15 protein-coding genes are annotated in these 17,738 nt (G+C 55.5%); 3 read left to right on the forward strand and 12 right to left on the reverse strand.

Going from position 1 to position 17,738, the window contains the following annotated elements:
- The first annotated feature begins 286 nt into the window (after positions 1 to 286).
- Positions 287 to 2,917 (forward strand): autotransporter outer membrane beta-barrel domain-containing protein, encoded by a 2,631-nt coding sequence (locus tag OFAG_RS05430; RefSeq protein WP_020994898.1) that lies wholly within the window; start codon positions 287 to 289, stop codon positions 2,915 to 2,917.
- A 343-nt stretch (positions 2,918 to 3,260) separates the two neighbouring features.
- Here the strand turns inward: OFAG_RS05430 and OFAG_RS05440 are convergent, their stop codons facing one another.
- The 4 genes from OFAG_RS05440 to otsB all read right to left on the reverse strand — a co-directional run bounded on the left by OFAG_RS05440 (position 3,261) and on the right by otsB (position 8,140).
- On the reverse strand, positions 3,261 to 4,238 hold the full coding sequence (locus OFAG_RS05440) for an aldo/keto reductase (protein ID WP_005877404.1): 978 nt from the start codon (positions 4,236 to 4,238) through the stop codon (positions 3,261 to 3,263).
- 265 nt (positions 4,239 to 4,503) lie between these two features.
- Positions 4,504 to 5,490, reverse strand: a complete 987-nt coding sequence (locus OFAG_RS05445; protein ID WP_005877403.1) for an aldo/keto reductase — start codon at positions 5,488 to 5,490, stop codon at positions 4,504 to 4,506.
- A gap of 57 nt (positions 5,491 to 5,547) precedes the next feature.
- On the reverse strand, positions 5,548 to 7,335 hold the full coding sequence (locus tag OFAG_RS05450) for a glycoside hydrolase family 15 protein (RefSeq protein ID WP_005877402.1): 1,788 nt from the start codon (positions 7,333 to 7,335) through the stop codon (positions 5,548 to 5,550).
- Position 7,336: 1 nt separating this feature from the next.
- On the reverse strand, positions 7,337 to 8,140 hold the full coding sequence (gene otsB / locus OFAG_RS12745; RefSeq protein ID WP_005877401.1) for a trehalose-phosphatase: 804 nt from the start codon (positions 8,138 to 8,140) through the stop codon (positions 7,337 to 7,339).
- A gap of 268 nt (positions 8,141 to 8,408) precedes the next feature.
- Between otsB and OFAG_RS05460 the strand changes: the two genes are divergently transcribed.
- Positions 8,409 to 8,999 carry a thermonuclease family protein gene (locus OFAG_RS05460; RefSeq protein WP_020994900.1) on the forward strand — a complete coding sequence of 197 codons (591 nt, stop codon included), beginning with the start codon at positions 8,409 to 8,411 and terminating at the stop codon, positions 8,997 to 8,999.
- A 428-nt stretch (positions 9,000 to 9,427) separates the two neighbouring features.
- On the opposite strand, the gene araJ is transcribed toward OFAG_RS05460, so the two are convergent.
- From araJ to OFAG_RS05500, 8 genes are all read right to left on the reverse strand, one after another.
- Complete coding sequence (gene araJ, locus OFAG_RS05465) at positions 9,428 to 10,618, reverse strand: MFS transporter AraJ (RefSeq protein ID WP_005877399.1); 1,191 nt, start codon at positions 10,616 to 10,618, stop codon at positions 9,428 to 9,430.
- 403 nt (positions 10,619 to 11,021) lie between these two features.
- On the reverse strand, positions 11,022 to 11,795 hold the full coding sequence (locus tag OFAG_RS05475) for a tetratricopeptide repeat protein (protein WP_231371672.1): 774 nt from the start codon (positions 11,793 to 11,795) through the stop codon (positions 11,022 to 11,024).
- Positions 11,796 to 11,986: 191 nt separating this feature from the next.
- A complete protein-coding gene (locus OFAG_RS05480) occupies positions 11,987 to 12,826 on the reverse strand; it encodes a hypothetical protein (protein WP_020994901.1) in 840 nt (279 codons plus the stop codon).
- Entirely contained in the window at positions 12,819 to 13,628 is an 810-nt protein-coding gene (locus tag OFAG_RS05485; protein ID WP_231371673.1) for a tetratricopeptide repeat protein, read from the reverse strand. Before OFAG_RS05485 ends, OFAG_RS05480 begins: the two co-directional genes overlap by 8 nt.
- 176 nt (positions 13,629 to 13,804) lie before the next feature.
- Positions 13,805 to 15,631 carry a YML083C domain-containing protein gene (locus OFAG_RS05490; protein WP_020994903.1) on the reverse strand — a complete coding sequence of 609 codons (1,827 nt, stop codon included), beginning with the start codon at positions 15,629 to 15,631 and terminating at the stop codon, positions 13,805 to 13,807.
- A 552-nt stretch (positions 15,632 to 16,183) separates the two neighbouring features.
- Complete coding sequence (locus OFAG_RS05495; RefSeq protein WP_020994904.1) at positions 16,184 to 16,417, reverse strand: hypothetical protein; 234 nt, start codon at positions 16,415 to 16,417, stop codon at positions 16,184 to 16,186.
- On the reverse strand, positions 16,414 to 16,548 hold the full coding sequence (locus OFAG_RS14440) for a hypothetical protein (RefSeq protein ID WP_020994905.1): 135 nt from the start codon (positions 16,546 to 16,548) through the stop codon (positions 16,414 to 16,416). The genes OFAG_RS05495 and OFAG_RS14440 overlap by 4 nt, the downstream gene beginning before the upstream one ends.
- A 52-nt stretch (positions 16,549 to 16,600) precedes the next feature.
- The gene (locus OFAG_RS05500) at positions 16,601 to 16,951 is read right to left on the reverse strand and encodes a hypothetical protein (RefSeq protein ID WP_020994906.1); all 351 of its coding nucleotides are present in this window, start codon (positions 16,949 to 16,951) and stop codon (positions 16,601 to 16,603) included.
- A 517-nt stretch (positions 16,952 to 17,468) separates the two neighbouring features.
- On the opposite strand from OFAG_RS05500, the gene OFAG_RS05505 reads away from it, so the two are divergent.
- Positions 17,469 to 17,705 (forward strand): hypothetical protein, encoded by a 237-nt coding sequence (locus OFAG_RS05505; RefSeq protein WP_005877396.1) that lies wholly within the window; start codon positions 17,469 to 17,471, stop codon positions 17,703 to 17,705.
- Positions 17,706 to 17,738: the final 33 nt, after the last annotated feature.

The raw sequence follows: 17,738 nt of genomic DNA on the forward strand, positions 1-17,738 counted from the left end.
ATGCTCATTAGCGGTATGTTATCTTGTATATAACATATTGATTGAATTATATTTTGTGACTATGAAGGTCTTATTTTCAAAAAAATGGATGTGGATTAAAGAGCGATAATCCGGTAAATTGGACTTCGGTAACCCCTTCTGGCAAATAAGAAAATCTGGTTTCCCGAAGAAATGCCTGAATGTCCGCTAATGAGCATTAACGGAAGCAGACGCCTTCAGATTTGCCGTGACGGAGTGACAGGAATACCGGATTCCGGTGACTCATTCATTTTTTACGAAAACGGCAATGAACCGAATCTTCAAAATCATATACAGCCGTGCGCGCGGCCTTTACATGGTCGGCAGCGAAAATCTGCGTACACATGCCGGAAAAACCGCAGCGGCTGTTGCTGCCATTGCCTTGTGCAGCAGCGCTTTTGCCGCGGGTCCGTTTGAATACACTGGCGACAGATGGTATGGGATGGGATATTGGCGGGATACCGATCAGGAATATTCATCAGTGAATATCCTGTTGAATACCAATGAGGACGATTTGGCGGGGATTGCTCTCGGCAGCACTCGTCTGGATGTAACGGATAAAAACAGTCCATCTGTCGTTACGGTAAATGGATTATCTTCCCCGACAGTTATGCGTGGAATCAGTCTTTTCGATGACGGAAGCGGAAGTGCCTCACTATCTTTTGCCGGCAATCTGGACGTTCGTCTTGATGGAAAAGCAGGCAGTGCATATGGTATCGCTTTCTGGAATGGCAGCCAGGGAGAATTTTCGGCAACCGGGATCACCGTAACCGGTCAGGGATATCAGGCATTCGGACTGCTGCTGGACAATTCCTTTGCCAGTTTTTCGGATGATTTCACGGTAAATGTATCAGGATATTCGGACATGAATGTCGGTGTCGATCTGCTGGGTGGACAAGCCGTTTTTGAGGGTATTGCGGATATTACCGCGAAAGGTGGCGAACACGCATGGGGAATGATAGGTGACGATACGTCTGTTGTGCAGGCAGGCGATATGAACGTTCGAGTTTCAGAGGCTGCCGTACAGGGTACCGGTATTCATTTATTTCGTGGCAGTCAATTGACGGCACGTGACATTCAGATCACGGTCGATTCAGCCGCACCTGCCGGAATTGCCGTCACGGACGGCAGTTCGCTTGATGCGAATTCCGCCATCGTTTCAGTAACCGATACAGCCGCGATCGGGCAGGGAGCGGACGGCTTCGCCGTATCCGAACAGGGTTCCACCGTCAATCTCAAACGGGTACAGGTCACCGTTGCCGGAAACGGTGATGAACAGAACGGTTTCAGGGTATCGACAGGAGGCACGCTGAACATTGAAGAATCGGCCATTGTCAAAGCGAAAACAGCTGCAACAGTCGATGCGGGAACGCTGACAATTCAAAAGGATTTTTATGCCCATTTTCTGGAAGAAAGCCGTTTGTATGCCGAAAGTGACGGCAAAATCGCCATCAACGAAGCCGGAAAAGGTACCGTACAGTTCAAAGGCTATTCCGACCTCGACCTGACATCATCATCCGGCAACCGGATACTGATGAATCTTGCCGGCCCTGCATCTTACTGGGATGTCACCCGTGATTCACGACTGACGGACCTGCATCTTTCGGGCGGTACGCTGAATATGAGCCATATTTCCGGCTTCCAGACGGTAACGACGCACGATCTGGGCGGAGACAACGGGCTTGTCAAGGCGGATACCGATTTTTCCACGGGCGAAACGGACAAACTGGTCATTACGGGAACCGCTTCGGGACAGCATGGCATTCTGGTCGCTTCATCCGGTACAGCAACGGTTGAGGAAACACAGTATATCGTCAGCGACGCATCCGGAAGCGCGACGTTCACCCTGGCCAACCCGGGCAGAAAAGTCGATGCGGGAGTCTATCTGTATGAGCTGTCCAGCCGCAATGCGGCGGAGGGCGCCACCGAATGGTACCTGACACGTGCCACAGGAAAAGACAATACGCCGGAACGGGCCCCCACAGCCGAAGCCGTGCTGGCCATGGCGTCTGCCGGAGCGCAGAACGCCCTGTACCAGAACAGCCTGATGGATGTGCGCAAACGTCTGGGCGAAGTCAGGGACGGTGTGCGTGACGGCCTGTGGGCCTCTCTTGCAGGATGGAAAGACACCCTCTCCGGCTATGAATCTGCCCGCTTCCGGCAGGAAGCCTATTCTTTCAGGCTGGGACTTGACCGTGCCATCAATGAAAACTGGCTTGTCGGCGCCGGCTTCAACGCCGTTATCGCCGACCAGAAGACACATGGAAATAACGGACGCGCTTCAGGGGATGCCGATTCCCAGGGGGTCAACCTGTATGCCACCTGGACACACGAAAACGGAACCTACGCCGACTTCGTCGCCACCCTTGACCGCTACGGTCAGGAAATCCGTACGAACATGCTCGATGGCCGGGAAACCAAAGGCAAATACCATAACTGGGGGTACGGCCTGTCTGTGGAAGCGGGAAGAAAATTCGACCGGCTGGGCCATGACAAAACCTGGTTCATCGAACCGCAGGCCCAGCTTTCCTGGTACCGCGTCAATGGCGATACCTTCCAGATGGACAACGGCATGCGCGTGAAACAGGACGACGCCGACAGCCTGACGGGAAGATTGGGCATTGTTGCCGGGCGTGACCTGAAACGGGAAGCAAACCGGAAGGGGCAGTATTACCTGAAAGCAGGTCTTAACCATGAATTCACCGGAGACCAGAAAATCGTCCTGAACGACGTGTCTTTCCGGGAAGACCGGATCATGGGTACACGATTCTATTACGGGGCCGGCATGGACTGGGAAATGGACAAAAATACCAAACTGTACGGCCAGATCGAACGCGAGGAAGGGTCTCACTACACCAAGGAAATCGAAGTCAGAATCGGGATGAAATATGTATTTTGAGCCCGCGGAAAAAGGAACCCGTCTCTGTAAAGCACCGCCGGCCCTCTCCTTCGCGTTATCGTGAAAAAGGAAACCGGACAGAAGAGCCGTCCGGTTTCCCCGGAACCGGGAAAACACATGCAATAGTTTGCGCGGTCCGGCCGGAATCGCTGTGTCGAATCCCTTTCTCTTGTCGCGCCGGCAAGCGCGCGGAAAACGGAAAACCGCGCCGGATTTTCAGCCCGGTCAGATGGCATTCCGGCGAAATGGGTGAAACGGTCCGGTTTTTCGTATTTCAGCGTTTCCTGTCCTGGCAGGACAGAGTCGTTCATTCCGGAGCGGAAAAATACCGGCAAAACGCGTGTTATGGCGGCGGCAGGATGCTGTCGATATAACCCATTTCCTTTTCGGTCAGCCGGATGTCGCCCGCTTTCGCATTTTCAATGGCTTGTACGGCGTTGCCGGCAGCCGCCACGGCAGCGGTGATGCCGGGACGCTGTACCGTCCAGCGCAGCACAAGCTGGGCGACGCTGATTTTTTTGTCTTCAGCCAGCGGTTTCAGGTAACGGACGAAATCGTTTGCCCGGCGGATGTTTTCATCTGAAAATTTCGCGTTGCCCCGGCGGAAATCGCCTGCCGGGAAGTTGACGCCGGGTTTGAGCGTGCCGGTCAACAGGCCGCCTTCTAACGGACGGCAGGCGAAAACGGCTTTGCTGTGATCGAGACAGTATCTGACGGTTTGCCGTTCCAGACCGCGGTCTGTCATGCTGTAGTGGAGCTGGTCGGAAACCACCCGTATATGTTTCCCGGCTTCGGCCATCTGGGCCGCACTGTAGTTGGACACGCCGGCATAACGGACTTTTCCCTGATCGATCAGTTTTTGAACCGCTTCGAAGGTTTCTTCCATCGGGGTGAAGTCGTCGGGCCAGTGCATCTGGTAGAGGTCGATATAATCGGTATTCAGGCGTTTCAGGCTGGCTTCGCATTCGGCGATCACGCTCTCGCGGGTGGCGTTATGAACGATGTCGATGGGTTTGCCATTAGGGCCTGCAATCGACTTGAACGGTTCCCCCTGTCCGATGTTCCAGCGCAGGCCGAATTGGGTCAGGATCTGCACCTTCTCGCGTGGCAGGCAGGCAATCGCTTCGCCGACCAGGCTTTCGGCTGCCCCGAGTCCGTACAGCGGGGCCGTGTCGATCGTGGTGACGCCCGCACGGTAAGCCGCGCGGATGGCTTCAATGCCATTCTGCTTTTCGCCGGATAAGAAGCCGCCGTTTGCCGGGGAACCGAAAACAATCACGGAAACGTTCAGGTCGGTATCGGGAAGAGTGCGGTATTCCATCGTCGGGTTCCTTTAAGGTCGGGTTCACGCAAAAGACCGGCGTTCCGGAGGGCCGGCGAAAGGCTGTTTTCCGGCCGGGCTGCTTTCGGGCTTGCGATTATGGGAGTGTGGCAAGGCCGCACGGGTCAGTGTACGGTTTTTTGGCGCAGGCTTTTGCGATTCGGTCAAAAGAGGAGCGAATAATCCGGATTGAACGGGAGGAAAACGGTATGGCCGGAGAACCGTTCAGGTTCCCCGGCCATACCGGAAAAAGGCGGACAGGCTGTTAAAGATGCAGTTTCAGGAGGGCGCTGTTCATGTAATCCATGTCTTTTTTGGACAGGCGGATGTTGGCGGCCTTGGCGTTTTCGATGGCCTGTGCCGAATTCTGCGCTCCGGCGAGGATGGCGGTAATGCCGGGCCGGTCGGCTGTCCAGCGAAGCGCGAGCTGGGCCAGCGTGACTTTTTTCTCGCTGGCCAGCGGTTTCAGCTCTTCGAGAAAGACGTTGGTTTTTTTGATGTTTTCCGGAGTGAAATGGGGATTGACGTTCCGCATATCGTTTTTCGGATAAACGTCGTCCGGATGCACCTTGCCGGAGAGCAGCCCGGCTTCCAGCGGCCGGTAGGCCAGTATGGCTTTTTTGTTGTCGATACAGTAATCGACGACATCCTTTTCGATCGTGCGGTCGATCATGTTGTACGGCATCTGGAGGGAGACGAACGGAAAGAGCTCCCGGATTTGGTCCATCTGTTCCGGGGAAACGTTGGAAACGCCGACATAACGGACCTTGCCCTGTTGCACAAGACGGTCAACGGCTTCAAAAGTTTCTTCAAACGGCGTGGTTTCGTCCGGCCAGTGGAGCTGGTACAGGTCGATGTAATCCGTTTGCAGGCGGCGGAGACTGTTTTCGCATTCCTCGATCACGCTTTCCTTGCCGGCGTAACGGTAGATATCGACATTTCTGCCCTGCCAGTCAACGACGGTGCGGAAGAGTTTTCCCTTGGCGTAAATCCAGCGTAGCCCGAATTTGGTCAGGATTTGCACCTTGTCCCGCGGAAAACACGACAGGGCTTCACCGAGGATGGTTTCGGTGTCGCCCAGTCCGTAGATCGGCGCCGTGTCGAAAGTCGTGACGCCGAGCTGGTAACTGGCGCGGATGGCTTCGATGGCGGATTTCCTTTCCGAAGGTGCCCAGCCGTTACCGGAGGCGAAAGAACCGAAGGCGATAACGGACAGGTTCAGGTCAGTTCCGGGTATTTTTCTGGTTTCCATTTTTTTTGCTCCTTCCTGTTGATAGGGGCCGTTCATGCCGGCGGTTTTTATTGTTGTTCAGAAAGCGTTTTCCCACGGCCGGGACAGTCTGATGGCGCACTGGATCAGGCCGACCATACTGTAGGTCTGCGGGAAGTTGCCCCACAGTTCGTTTCCCTCGCGCGAGACATCGGCCGACAGGAGGCCGAGACGGTTGCGGCGGGAAAGGATGTTTTCAAAGCTCGCGCGGGCCCGTTCCGTTTCCCCGATATACGCCAGCGCCAGAATCCACCAGAACGTGCAGACCAGAAGGGCGGTTTCCGGCATGCCGCCGGCGTCTTCCCCTTCATAGCGCAAGAGAAAATCGCCGCGCAGGAGCCGCTTTTCGATGGTGGAAACGGTTTTTCTGAAGCGTTCGTCCGACGGTTCCAGAAAACGCAGTTCGGCCATCAGTAACAGGCTGGCATCGACTTCGCTGCCGTTCCAGACGGTGGTGAACGTGCCGAGCCCGTCATTCCAGGCGTTCGCTAAAATGTCGTCCCGGATTTTTTCCGCATTCGCCGCCCATATTGCCTCACGGGCTTTCATGTTCAGTTCTCTGGCGATGGCGGCCAGCCGGTCGCACGCCGCCCAGCACATGACGCTGGAAAAGGTATGAACCTGTTCTTTACCGGGCCGGTGCCAGATATCCACGTCGGGCTGATTGTAGCGCGCGACCGCTTCTTCGCCCAGCCGTTCCAGATCGGTGAACACGTTCCGGTCGGCGGGCCGGTGCAGCCGTTTGTCGAAGAACGCCTGCGTGCAGGCCAGTACGGCGGAGCCGTACACGTCGTTTTGCGTTTCCCGGTAGGCGCTGTTGCCGATCCGGACCGGCCCCATATCGTTATAACCGGCCAGCGCGGGCGCGATTTTTTCTTCCAGCCCGGCGTTGCGGTGAATGCCGTAAACGGGCTGGAACGGCAGCCCTTTCGAGTCGGCGATGATGTTCAGGATGTATTGCAGATACCGTTCCATCGTCCCGGTTGCGCCGAGGCGGTTTAAGGCGCTGACGACGAAATACGAGTCGCGTACCCAGCTGTAGCGGTAGTCCCGGTTGTGTTTCGCGTCCGGAGACCCCGGAATCGACGTCGTGACGGCCGCGATGATCGCGCCGGTATCGTAAAACGTGTTCATGCGCAGGGTGATGGCGGCGCGGATGACGGCGTCTTGCCACTCGAACGGCATGGACACGTTGTGAATCCAGTTCTGCCAGTACCGGACTGTCGCTTCGTAATAGGCGCGTCCCACATCTTGCGGCGCGGACTCGACGGCCTGATCGGGGCCGAGAATCAGAGTGACGGAATCATTCAGGAAAAACGGTTTTTCGTCGAGGATGGAACTGATGGACGCGTCGGTCGTGACGCGCAGCGTCTGTTCCGATCCTGTATAGGAAATGTGGTGCGCGCCCGGCAGTACCTGCGGCGCTTCGCTGCCGTAATTGACGCTTGGCCGGATGCGGATCGTGATGCGGGGACGGCCTGCCACCCGCCGGATAATGCGGATGATGGATGACGGGGTGAACAGCCGGTCGTGCATCGGGAAACAGGGCGCGAAATCGACCACTTCGATCACGTTATGCGCATTGTCGCCGAAGCGGGTGACCAATACGGCCGAGTTGCGTTCGTAATACTGGTCGGCCTGACGGATCTTGTCGAAAACGACGTCGATGAATCCGGCGTCTTTCTCCTTTTTTTCCGGATTCATCAGTTCGCAGCAGACGGGATCGCTGTCGAAAGCGGGATAACACCACCAGACGATGCGGGCGTTCCTGTCTACCAGTGCGCTGGTGCGCGAGTTGCCGATCAAACCGAGTTCCAGTGAGCTCATGTCAGTTTCCTTGTGTTGGCCGTCCGCCCCCGCGGGGGAAGGCGGATTGCAGTTTGTCGATAAGGGCGTCTAAAAGCGTTGCGATATCTTCCTGCGTCTCCAGATAAAACCGTGCGCGGCTCTCGTCGCTTTTTTCGACGCGGACAGTCAGGATAGCGGGATTGTCCAGCGCGAACACATCCTCGTCCGTCCAGTCGTCGCCCACGTAGAGGGCGGTTTGCGCGCCGGCGGCTTTCATCAGTTCGGAGAGCGCGTCGCCCTTGTCCGGCGCGCCGGGCGGAATCAGGTTATAGACGAATTTGCCCGGCAAAACGTGCGCCGTGGGAGCGGCTTCGGCAAACAGCCGCGTCAGCCGGCCTTCGGTCGCGTCGTAATCGGCTGCCTTGCGGTAATGCACCGCCAGCGAATAACGCTTGTTGTCCAGACTGACGCCACGGTCGTAACGGGTGGGATTGTCCAGCGCCAGTTGCAGGGCCTCGGCCCAGCAGGCGACCGTCCGGCGGTATTTTTCATGGTCTTTTTCCTGGCCGGGCACGCCTTCAAGGCCGTGATTGGCGACCAGAAAATCGGGTTTGAACGGCAGTCTGGCGCGGATATCGGCCATGGCGCGGCCGGTCAGAATGGCAACGGGCGTCATGGATTGCAGATGAAGGAGCTTTTGGCAGATGGCTTCCGGCAGCGACGCGTTCTCATAGCCCACAAACGGGGAGAGTGTTCCGTCGAAATCGAAAGCGCAGAGAACGCCGGGACGGACAATCCGGTCGATTTGCGCTCTGCCCTGATCTGAGAAGAGAGGAATCATCATGGCGCCTCTTTCGGAATGGGTGATGGTATGAGTATAACCGAGCTTCTCGCCACAGGGGGCGATTTATGCCCGGAACGGGGGCGATTGTGTCTCGGAAAAAGCGACTTTGACCGTTTTTGACCAGGCTCGTTTTGAAAAAAAATAAAAGTCCACGAAATTGTTGCAAACGCGGTCTTTCCGCTCTGTACATGGCGAAGAGTTAAGGCCATACTAGCGGAATAACTGTTCTTTTTTTCACACGCGTTTTTTGCCGGAAAGCGAGTATTTTGTGAGAGCGTGGGTTCTGTTTTGTCTGCTGGTATTACAGGCTCCCCTTGCCCTGGCCTGGCAGGGGGTTGTGACGCAGGTAATTGATGGCGATTCGCTGAAAATCCGGCATGAGTCGGGTCGGATTTACGATGTTCGCCTCTACGGGGTGGATAGTCCCGAACTGGCGCAAAAGAATGGGCCCCAAGCCCGCGACGCGGCGAAAAAACTGGTGGAAGACCGGTCGGTGGATGTTCAGGTCGTCAATGTCGATCCGAACGGAACGACCGTTGCCGTGGTCGCGATCAACGACCAGTACAGCCTTCAGGCTTTTCTTGTCGGTTCGGGCATGGCATGGGTTTATGAAGGCCATTGCGATCTGAGAATCTGCGCGCAATGGCAATCCATGGAAAAACAGGCGAGAGGCGCCGGGCGCGGGCTCTGGGCCGATTCCCATCCCGTTCCGCCCTGGACATGGCGCCAGCAGCGGCATGCGGCCCAAAAAGCCGTTCCCAAAAAGACCCCTGTCAAAAAGCGCAATACGGCCAGACGCAAGAAAACGGTCAAAAAAGCACCGGCCGATATCTCGGCGCAGTTGCAGGCAAACGAATGAAAGCCTGTTTCAGAACAGGCTTTTGGGGTCATTTGCCGTCTTTATTCCTTTGCAGGCTTCAAAAGCCCTTCCCGTAAGGCAACACGCCGGGAAGGGGAAAATCATGCCGGAAAACAGGCCACTCAATACTGCGAAAAACGTAGCAAACACGGCGTTTAATCAATCCTTTCTGTTCATTCGGGAACGCTGGCCGGATTGGTTTTCTTTTCCAAAGCGTATGAACCGGGCTGGAAAAGGTTTTCCGTTTCCGGTTTTTCGTGCTTTTTGGTGTCGTCCTGAAACGTCCTGTTTCGGATAAAACCGGCGATATCCGGCAGGCTGAAAGGCCGGGAAAACGTCAATCCGGCACGGCAGTGCGTGCGGGTTCGATGAATGTGCCAGGCGGCGCTCCTGAGGATTGGGGAAGGGAAGCGGTTCGGGGCGGTTTGTCAGGGAACTTTTTGCGTGTAGCTGGTGGTGCGGATATGCCGGACGGGGTATTCGTAGCGCCGCCAGAAGTACAGGAGCAGGACGCAGCCGGCCAGGGCAAGGAAGCTGGCGGGCAGCGCCGTGTATGGATAGCCGAACCCGGCCTTGATGGGCAGGCCGCCGCACCATGCGCCGAGCGCATTGCCGAGGTTGAAGGCGATCTGGACACTGGCGGCGCCCAGCATTTCGCCGCCTTTGGCGTTGCGGATCAAAAGCAGTTGCTGGGGCGCGGATACCGTGAACAGGCAGGTGGTGCAGACGATCATGAGGATAACGGAGGCAACAGGGTTTCCGGCCATAAAGAAAATCGAGAACAGGGCAAGACACATGAGGCCCTGCGAAAGGTAAGCGACTTCTCCGGGGCTGAAGCGGTCGGAGAGGCGTCCGCCTGCCAGATTGCCTGCGAGCATGCCGAGTCCGGCCAGCATCATCAGAAGTGTCATGTCGGACGGAGCGAATCCGGAGACTTCCGTCATCAATGGATTGATGTAGCTGAGCCAGCAGAATGCGCCGCCGTTGCCAAGGGCTGTGGCGAAAAGGATCAGCCAGGGAGGAAGACGGCGCAAGAAACGGAACTGGCCGAGCAGTCCGGTATCGGGCAGCGCTTCCATGACAGGAATCCAGCGCCAGATGAGCCAGAGCAAGACGAGTGCCCAGACGCTGACGAGCATGAAGGTAAAGCGCCATGAAAAGGCATGGCTGATATGGGTTCCCAGCGGAACGCCCAGTACGTTGGCGACGGTCATGCCGGCGACCATGATGGAAATGGCTTGTGCGCCTTTGCCTTTGTCAGCCAGCCTGTCGGCAACGATGGAGCCGACGCCGAAGAATGCGCCATGCGGCAGCCCGGAAAGGAAACGGGTGGCGAGCATGGCTTCATAACCCGGCGCAAAGGCGGTACAGAGATTGCCGAGCACGATCAGGGCCGCCAGTCCCATGAGGATCTGTTTCAGCGGCCGGGTACGGGCAATGAGCACAAGCAGGGGCGCACCGGCGCATACTCCCAGCGCATAGGCGGCGATGAAATGTCCGGCTGCCGGGATGGAAATGCCAAGATCAGCCGCCACGTCGGACAAAAGGCCCATCATGACGAATTCGGCGATGCCCAGGGCGAAGGTGCCGGCCGCCAGGGCGACGAGACTTTTTTTCATGGGGTTCTGAATGTCTTTTTCAGGTCGTTTCAGGCAGGGCGGGTGGTTTTGCCGTGCCGTTTGCGCGCGTTTTTTCAGATGGCGCTATTGTAACGCTATTTTTGCAAGCCGCTTTTTTTGCCGTGCCAGCGCGATACGCTCTCTTGCAGGAAGAAAAAACGGAATGGCCTGCCGTTCCGTTTGGCGGGGAAAGGACGAAAAAGAGGGGAAAAGCGTGGAAAGGTATAGCTGGAACCGGCAGGAAACAGGGTTCGTCTGAATGGGCAATGCCGGGAAATTAAGGGCGGGCGTCGCTTCATGCGGGTTCTCGCGACGGCAGCGAGCCGATCCAAGGTGGCGGTTTTGCTGTTTATGCGGGATACCCCCTGCCCGGGAGCGAGCCGGCCCGTTCCGGCAAGCGCCACTACTGCCCGTCCTTCGTTAGCCTGTCGGCATCGACGCCGAAAAACCGCAAGCGCCTTTCCACGTCCGGATTGGTTTCCCCGCTCTTTCTGCGGGTTTCCTCCGCCTTCTCTCCCCATTGCAGGGCAAGCTTTTCATCAATCGCCTGTCCCAGCAAAGCCGAGCCGTAAATCACCGACAGCTCGCGCATCGCCTGCCAGTTGCCCTTGTTTGCCGACTGCTTCAGCCAGTACAGGGCTCTTTCCGGGTCGTGTTTGATGCCGCGCCCCTGCTCGTAAGCCCGCCCCAGCCAATACTGCGCTTCGGGATCACCCTTTTCCGCTCCCATGATGTAGTACTGCGCCGCCCGGTTCTTGTCTTTTTTGACGCCGTTGCCTTGGGCATAAAAATGGCCGATATCGGCATATGAAGCGATATCCCCGTGTTCTGCCGCTCTCCGGTACCAGCGCAGCGCTTCGGTAAAATTCTGTTTGACGCCCGTTCCGGTTACGGTGTAATAACCCATTTTCGCTTCGGCTTTAGCATATCCCTGTTCTGCCGATTTGCGAAACCATTCGATTGCTTTGTGGATATCTTTAGAGGCCCCCTGTCCCTTTTGATAGGATAACCCCAGATTGAACTGGGCTTTTGCCAAACCCAATTCTGCCGCTTTTTTAAACCAACCCACGGCAATTTGCTGGTCTTTTTCTACACCAAGGCCTTTGTGGTACATATAAGCAATATGATTCATGACTTCCGGTTTTTGCTGCGCATCCGGTTTCATAAAGCAGCTCATAGCCTCTTCATATTTTCCTGCATTGAAGAGACGTCTTCCTTCTTCAATATCACCGGCAAAAACATGAAAACCAAAAGAAAAGAGAAAAGAAACAAGAAAGACTTTTAAGTTTGATTTCATAAAGATGAACTGAGGGGGATAAGGCTGTCCCATTATGTACAGCCTTATCCATTATGGTCAAGCCAACAAGATCAAAACTCTATACCGTCATCTCTTTCTTTAAGTTTCCTGACCATCTGCCGTTCCTGCTCCTGCTGAGCCCTGTGCACCCCGAAGCCGACCAAAAGCCCGCCCACATAGTTCCTCACCTCCTGCGCCCCTTTCAACGCCCCCGCCTGACGAAACGGAATGAGCAACGCACTCATCAAACCCAGCGGAATGGCGTACAGGACCGATTCCACCGGCTTTCCCTCTCCCGTCTTTTCCCGGATGTCGCCGTGTATCTGTGCGGCCATGACCGCCGTCGAGACGCCCGTCAGTTCCGCAAAGGTTTTCAACTTCCCCAGTACGATATAGGCCGGTACGTTCACTATCTGGTTCCCCAGTTCCTGATACAGGTACTGCGTGATATTTTGCATGGTTTTTTCCGCGTCCCCTTCGACGTAGAGCTGGTCTATGGACAGTCGGGGACGGTTTGCGCCGGCTTTGCGGTGCTCTTCCACCAGGGCCTGTATGTGCCGCAGCGCCTTGTCGTCGCCTCCGACGAGCTGGTATACGAGGTCTCCGGCCAGTGCCGCCCCGGAGTAAAAGAGGGCTTTGGCGTCTTCGATTCCCTGCCTGACGCCTCTGGCCGCCAGATCGAAGGGGATTTGCCGCCCCTGTTCGTCTTCCCGGTTCACCCAATAGCTCTGGTTGGGGGCGCCGATGGTTTCCCGGCCGTGGCCGGTGACGGCGCTGTTGGCGCCGAGGTTGTCTGACACGTCTCCGATCAGGGGAGCGTAGCTTTCGTCAGCGTGTCCTGCGGGAGTTCTCTTGTTCCCGCTTCCGTGGATGGCGCTGTTTTCTCCCAGTCCGCTAAGACTACTATTCATGCGGTTTCTTCATCCGGTCAACATCGACCCCGAAAAACCGCAGCCGTTTCACCAGGTCCGGATCACTCTCTCCGGTTTGCTTCCGGGTTTCAATTGCCTTTTCAGCCCATCTCGCTGCCAGCTCGTGATCGATGGGCTGGTCAAGCGCCCCCGAATTGTAGATTCGCGTCAGCGCATCCATCGCCAGCGTATTGCCGTTGTCGGCCGCCCTGTTCAGCCAGTAAAGGGCCCGTGCGGAATCGTGTTTGATGCCCCGGCCCAGCTGATAAGCCCGTCCCAGCCAGTACTGCGCTTCAGGGTCTCCCTTTTCCGCCCCCATGATGTAGTACTGCGCCGCCCGGTTCTTGTCTTTTTTGACGCCGTTGCCATCGGCATAAAAATGGCCGATATCGGCATATGAAGCGATATCCCCGTGTTCTGCCGCTCTCCGGTACCAGCGCAGCGCTTCGCCAAAATCCTGTTTGACGCCCGTTCCGGTTACGGTGTAATAACCCATTTTCGCTTCGGCTTTGGCGTAGCCCTGTTCTGCCGATTTAGAGAACCATTTTAAGGCTTTGGGTATATTTTTCTGGACGCCATGACCCTTTTCATACGCGACTCCGACATTATATTGAGCTACCCGGAATCCCATCTCTGCCGCTTTTTCGTACCATTGAGCTCCGGTTTGCCAATTCTTTTCTACTCCTAATCCTTTGTTATACATATAACCGATATGATTCAGTACGTCCGGATTCTTCTGTGCGTCCGGTTTCATAAAACGGGCCATCGCTTCTTTATAGTGGCCGGCTTCAAACAAACGCATCCCTTCGTTTATACTGTGGGCAAAAGTAGAAAAATTGAAGCTGAACAACAACAAAAACCCAAAAGTTTTCAAGGAAACTTTCATGTTTATCTGGACTTTGATTTAAGGTGGGTAAGGCTGTCTCATTATGTACAGCCTTATCCATTATGGTCAAGCAAGTGTTGGTTTGAGTCAATTTATCTTAATGCATTACCTTCACCTCTACCCTTGTGTCTTTCAACAATCTTTCGTTCCTGCTCCTGCTGAGCCCTGTGCACCCCGAAGCCGACCAGAAGCCCACCCACATAGTTCCTCACCTCCTGCGCCCCTTTCAATGCCCCCGCCTGACGAAACGGCATGAGTAACGCACTCATCAAACCCAGCGGCACGGCGTACAGGACCGATTCCACCGGCTTTCCCTCTCCTGTTGCTTCCCGGATGTCTCCATAGAGTTGGGCTGATAACACACTGGTCGAGACGCCCGTCAGTTCCGCAAAGGTTTTCAACTTCCCCAGTACGATATAGGCCGGCACGTTCACCATCTGGTTCCCCAGTTCCTGATACAGGTATTGCGTCACGTTTTGCATGGTCTTTTCCGCGTCGCCTTCAACGTAGAGTTCGTTTATGCTCAGGGTCTCTCTCTTTTTTCGCTCTTTCCGGTGTCGATCCACAAGAGCCTGTATTTGCCGCAGCGCCTTGTCGTCGCCTCCGACGAGCTGGTATACGAGGTCTCCGGCCAGTGCCGCCCCGGAGTAAAAGAGGGCTTTGGCGTCTTCCAGACCCTGTTTAACGCCTCTGGCTGCCAGATCGAAGGGGATTTGCCGCCCCTGTTCGTCTTCCCAATTCACCCAATAGCTCTGGTTGGGGGCGCTGATGGTTTCCCGACCGTGGCCGGTAACGGCGCTGTTTGTGCCGAGGTTGTCTGACACGTCTCCAATCAGGGGGGCGTAGCTTTCATCGAGCAGGCCTGCGGTACGGCTTTGGTCTTTGCCGTGAATGGCGCTTTCTCTTCCCAGTGCGCCTTGCGCACTCCGGGAAAAAGACTCGCCAAAAGCGCCATAGCTCAGGTCGGAATGACCGGGCGGGGCGGCTTTCCATACCGGGTTGTCGCCCAGTATGTCCAGGGCATGGTCATTTACGAAGTCGATAAGCGGGTTCAGGCTCATGTCCTCCGGGTGGTTGACGCCAAAGCCCTGTTCCAGCAGGTTTACTTTTTTCTCTGCCGGCTCAACTTTCATTTGCCGGGCCTTTTCTTCCGCAATCAAAGAAGGCAGCCTTCCGGTTTCTTCCATGGCCTGAGGAGGGGTTTCTCCGGTCGCTTGCGGCGGTTTTATGAATGTCTCTGACGGGGCGTTTCCTGTGGGACTTTGGGCCGAACCACTCCGGATATCGGGCATGACGCGGTGCATCTGCCGGATTTCATCCTGAATTTTCTGGCGAAATGGCGGATTGGTCTGGCAGTGGAAACGGAAGAGGCATTCCTGCACGTCGGGGCTCAGGGTCGGGATATGCCTGGCGCGACGCGCCAGTGCGGCGTACCATTCTTCGGGTTGTTCCCGGCGCGGCACGGGCTGCTTGTCATACATGCCGATCAGTTTTTGCTCTCCCCATGTCTTCCCGAAGGTGGTGTAGGCGTCTTCGGGCGCGATGGAGAGGTTAATTGTCGGTGAGGCGGTTCCAGCCGTACCGGTGTTGGACAAGCCGGTTCCCGATGCAGCCGGTTTGGGCGTTTCTGCCGGGGAAAGGTCGGGGTTCGGGATTTCCGCTTTCAACGGTTCGATTTTGAGGGGCTCGCTTTTCGGTACAGCGGTTTCGTTGTCAAAAACCGGGGTCAGGCCTGTTGCGGGGGCAGTGAAGCCATCGGCTGTCCGGTTCGGGTTGGGTTGTTGCCGCTCCCGCGCTTTCTGTTGCCGCTCGCGTTCTCTTTGCTGTTTGTCCAGCCAATCGTTGTGTTCGCCCGGGTTTTGGCTGCCTGAAGCCATGTCGCCGGCGGTACCGATGTGGTTTTCAAAGGGATTGTCCATTTGTGTCTCCTTTAGGATTGATGTTAAAAAACGTATCTGGCAAAGGGCGTCGGGGTGGAACACGCGCTTTTTGAAAACCGGCTGTTCTTTTCGGGACAGACCCGTTTCAGGAGGCCAGGCGGTTCTGACAGGACAACAAACGGAAAAGCTTTCCTCCCTGCCTGAAGAAAAGTTCCACCGTTTTCAGGAAATTCCGCCCGTTTGGCCAAATCCCGGCAAAAAACCTTTCCGGCCGTGGGAAAGCGTTATCCATTCAGAAAAACGCGTGTCGCCCGTACCATGCGTTTCCCTTTTTCTCTTGCCGCCTGTTTTTCTGTTGCCGCACGGCTGAAAACGGTTTCTGCGCAGGCAGTCTGTCCGGTTTGCCGGCGCTTTTGTTTTTTCCGCAAGTGGCTTCCCGGTTTTAAGGATAGAAGCGCGACAGGGGGGTTTTGCTCCCTTTTGCTGTCCGAAGCGGAGAAAAGGGCGGTTTTGACGGGTTTGACGGGCTGGCCTGTCCGTCCCGGCCGGTTTGTCCGCTTGTTCCGGTTTGCCGTTTGCTTCCCGGGCCGCTCATGTTTTTTCCGGTTTCTTTTTTGCCAGCGCCACCAGATTCCGGCACAGGGACAGGGATGACATGCGTGCGAACGTTTCGTTACGACAGGCGCCGGATAAAACGATGGAAGGTTTTGTGTACCGGGAGCGCGGTCTGTGAAGGGCCGTTTCCGGTTTTTCCTGCGGAACAGGAGCGTGCCGCATCCAGACCGGAACCGGTCTGTATTTTTTGTTCCGTGCGGATCCGTTCATTTTTTCCACTGGCAGGCAATCCGCTGCTGTTTTTCGATTCGCGCGTCATCCGCCATAATGTAGCCGCATCCCCAGATAATGAACGCGACAAGGGTCAGAAACCAGGGGCTTTTGTAATAATCGTTTGGCATGGTGTTTCTCCTGAGGGCCGGTTTCCGTTTCCGGACCGGCAGGTGTCAAGGTTTACTGTTCGAGTTCCAGCTGGGCGATGGCCCTGTTTTCCGCCAAGCCCTCGATCGCTTCCGTAATCAGGTCCCTGACGGCGACAAATACCGCTTCTTTCTTGCCGTACATGGCGTCCCGGACGATGTCGACGACTTCAACATCGCTCAGGTAGCGGATAAGCTGATCCGCTACCTGTATGGCCGTATCGTCGTCATCCAAAATACGGTTTCTTATCCGCTGGCTGAAAAGGGAAGTCAGCTGTTCAAGCCGTGTTTCCGTTTTCTCGGGGTTGGTGCGCGGATCGTTGGGGTGTCCTTTTTCGAGCCCCCAGGTACAGGGATCGCCGTAACCGGGCTTGTGATATCGCATGGTTTCCTCCTTTATTGTTTTTCTTGTGGATTGGTTCATATATGGCTTATTTTAGGGTGGGCGAATACTTCGGTCAATCCGTATAAGGCTAAAATGGAGGGGCTGTTGTTTTAAGGGCAAGCGTTTTTTATCGGGAGTTTATGTTTGTTGTCTGAAAGTAGTATGGCGTCTTGTTGTTGCAAAAAAAAGACGCGTCGAAGGGACGCGTCAAAAGAGCAGAAAGTTCATGAATATTGCAGGAATTGCTCGAGTAACGGAATGATCGTAACCGTTTTTGAAAATGAGGCCTTGATGTGCGGCAAACGGGACGATGTTCAATAAATGGATGATGTTTGCCGGTTAAATAGTTGTTGTACGGCAACATTTCTGGGCTGAACCGGTGTTTAACGACGATAAATGGATTGATGGGGTTTCTTTTTTTCCGATTATGGAGAAAATAGCACAATGCGTTCTGATTGACTGGGAGCAATAAAATTGGGAAACTGATCCGGCAGATTTTTATACGGATACCGGAACTATGGATACATGGAAACAGCTGGTTGGCAATCGGGCTTTCATTTCAGACCTGGGCAAAAGTCATGAGGCTGAAATCGGGGGAACAAAAACGATTGTGGGGCGTTATGCTGTGTGGCTTCCCATGGCAGGATCGGATCGTCATCAGGTTGTCGAGGTGGGTGACGATCTTGGCATGTTACAGAAAAAGTACGATGTGCCGATTGAGCGGGTACTGAAACTGGGTGCTTTTGCCGAATGATATGCCTGACGGAGTGCCGTTTCCGCATTCTGG

This window comes from Oxalobacter paraformigenes (assembly GCF_000158475.2).
In the GTDB taxonomy this organism is placed as follows: Bacteria; Pseudomonadota; Gammaproteobacteria; order Burkholderiales; family Burkholderiaceae_D; genus Oxalobacter; species Oxalobacter paraformigenes.

Coding starts and splice junctions, on each gene's coding strand:
- OFAG_RS05450 (WP_005877402.1), bottom strand. CDS start 7,335: ATGAGCTCACTGGAACTCGGTTTGATCGGCAACTCGCGCACCAGCGCA.
- OFAG_RS05490 (WP_020994903.1), bottom strand. CDS start 15,631: ATGGACAATCCCTTTGAAAACCACATCGGTACCGCCGGCGACATGGCT.
- OFAG_RS05480 (WP_020994901.1), bottom strand. CDS start 12,826: ATGAATAGTAGTCTTAGCGGACTGGGAGAAAACAGCGCCATCCACGGA.
- OFAG_RS14440 (WP_020994905.1), bottom strand. CDS start 16,548: ATGCCAAACGATTATTACAAAAGCCCCTGGTTTCTGACCCTTGTCGCG.
- OFAG_RS05485 (WP_231371673.1), bottom strand. CDS start 13,628: ATGCGTTTGTTTGAAGCCGGCCACTATAAAGAAGCGATGGCCCGTTTT.
- OFAG_RS05500 (WP_020994906.1), bottom strand. CDS start 16,951: ATGCGATATCACAAGCCCGGTTACGGCGATCCCTGTACCTGGGGGCTC.
- OFAG_RS05475 (WP_231371672.1), bottom strand. CDS start 11,795: ATGAGCTGCTTTATGAAACCGGATGCGCAGCAAAAACCGGAAGTCATG.
- otsB (WP_005877401.1), bottom strand. CDS start 8,140: ATGATGATTCCTCTCTTCTCAGATCAGGGCAGAGCGCAAATCGACCGG.
- OFAG_RS05445 (WP_005877403.1), bottom strand. CDS start 5,490: ATGGAAACCAGAAAAATACCCGGAACTGACCTGAACCTGTCCGTTATC.
- araJ (WP_005877399.1), bottom strand. CDS start 10,618: ATGAAAAAAAGTCTCGTCGCCCTGGCGGCCGGCACCTTCGCCCTGGGC.
- OFAG_RS05430 (WP_020994898.1), top strand. CDS start 287: ATGAACCGAATCTTCAAAATCATATACAGCCGTGCGCGCGGCCTTTAC.
- OFAG_RS05440 (WP_005877404.1), bottom strand. CDS start 4,238: ATGGAATACCGCACTCTTCCCGATACCGACCTGAACGTTTCCGTGATT.
- OFAG_RS05495 (WP_020994904.1), bottom strand. CDS start 16,417: ATGAACGGATCCGCACGGAACAAAAAATACAGACCGGTTCCGGTCTGG.
- OFAG_RS05505 (WP_005877396.1), top strand. CDS start 17,469: ATGGATACATGGAAACAGCTGGTTGGCAATCGGGCTTTCATTTCAGAC.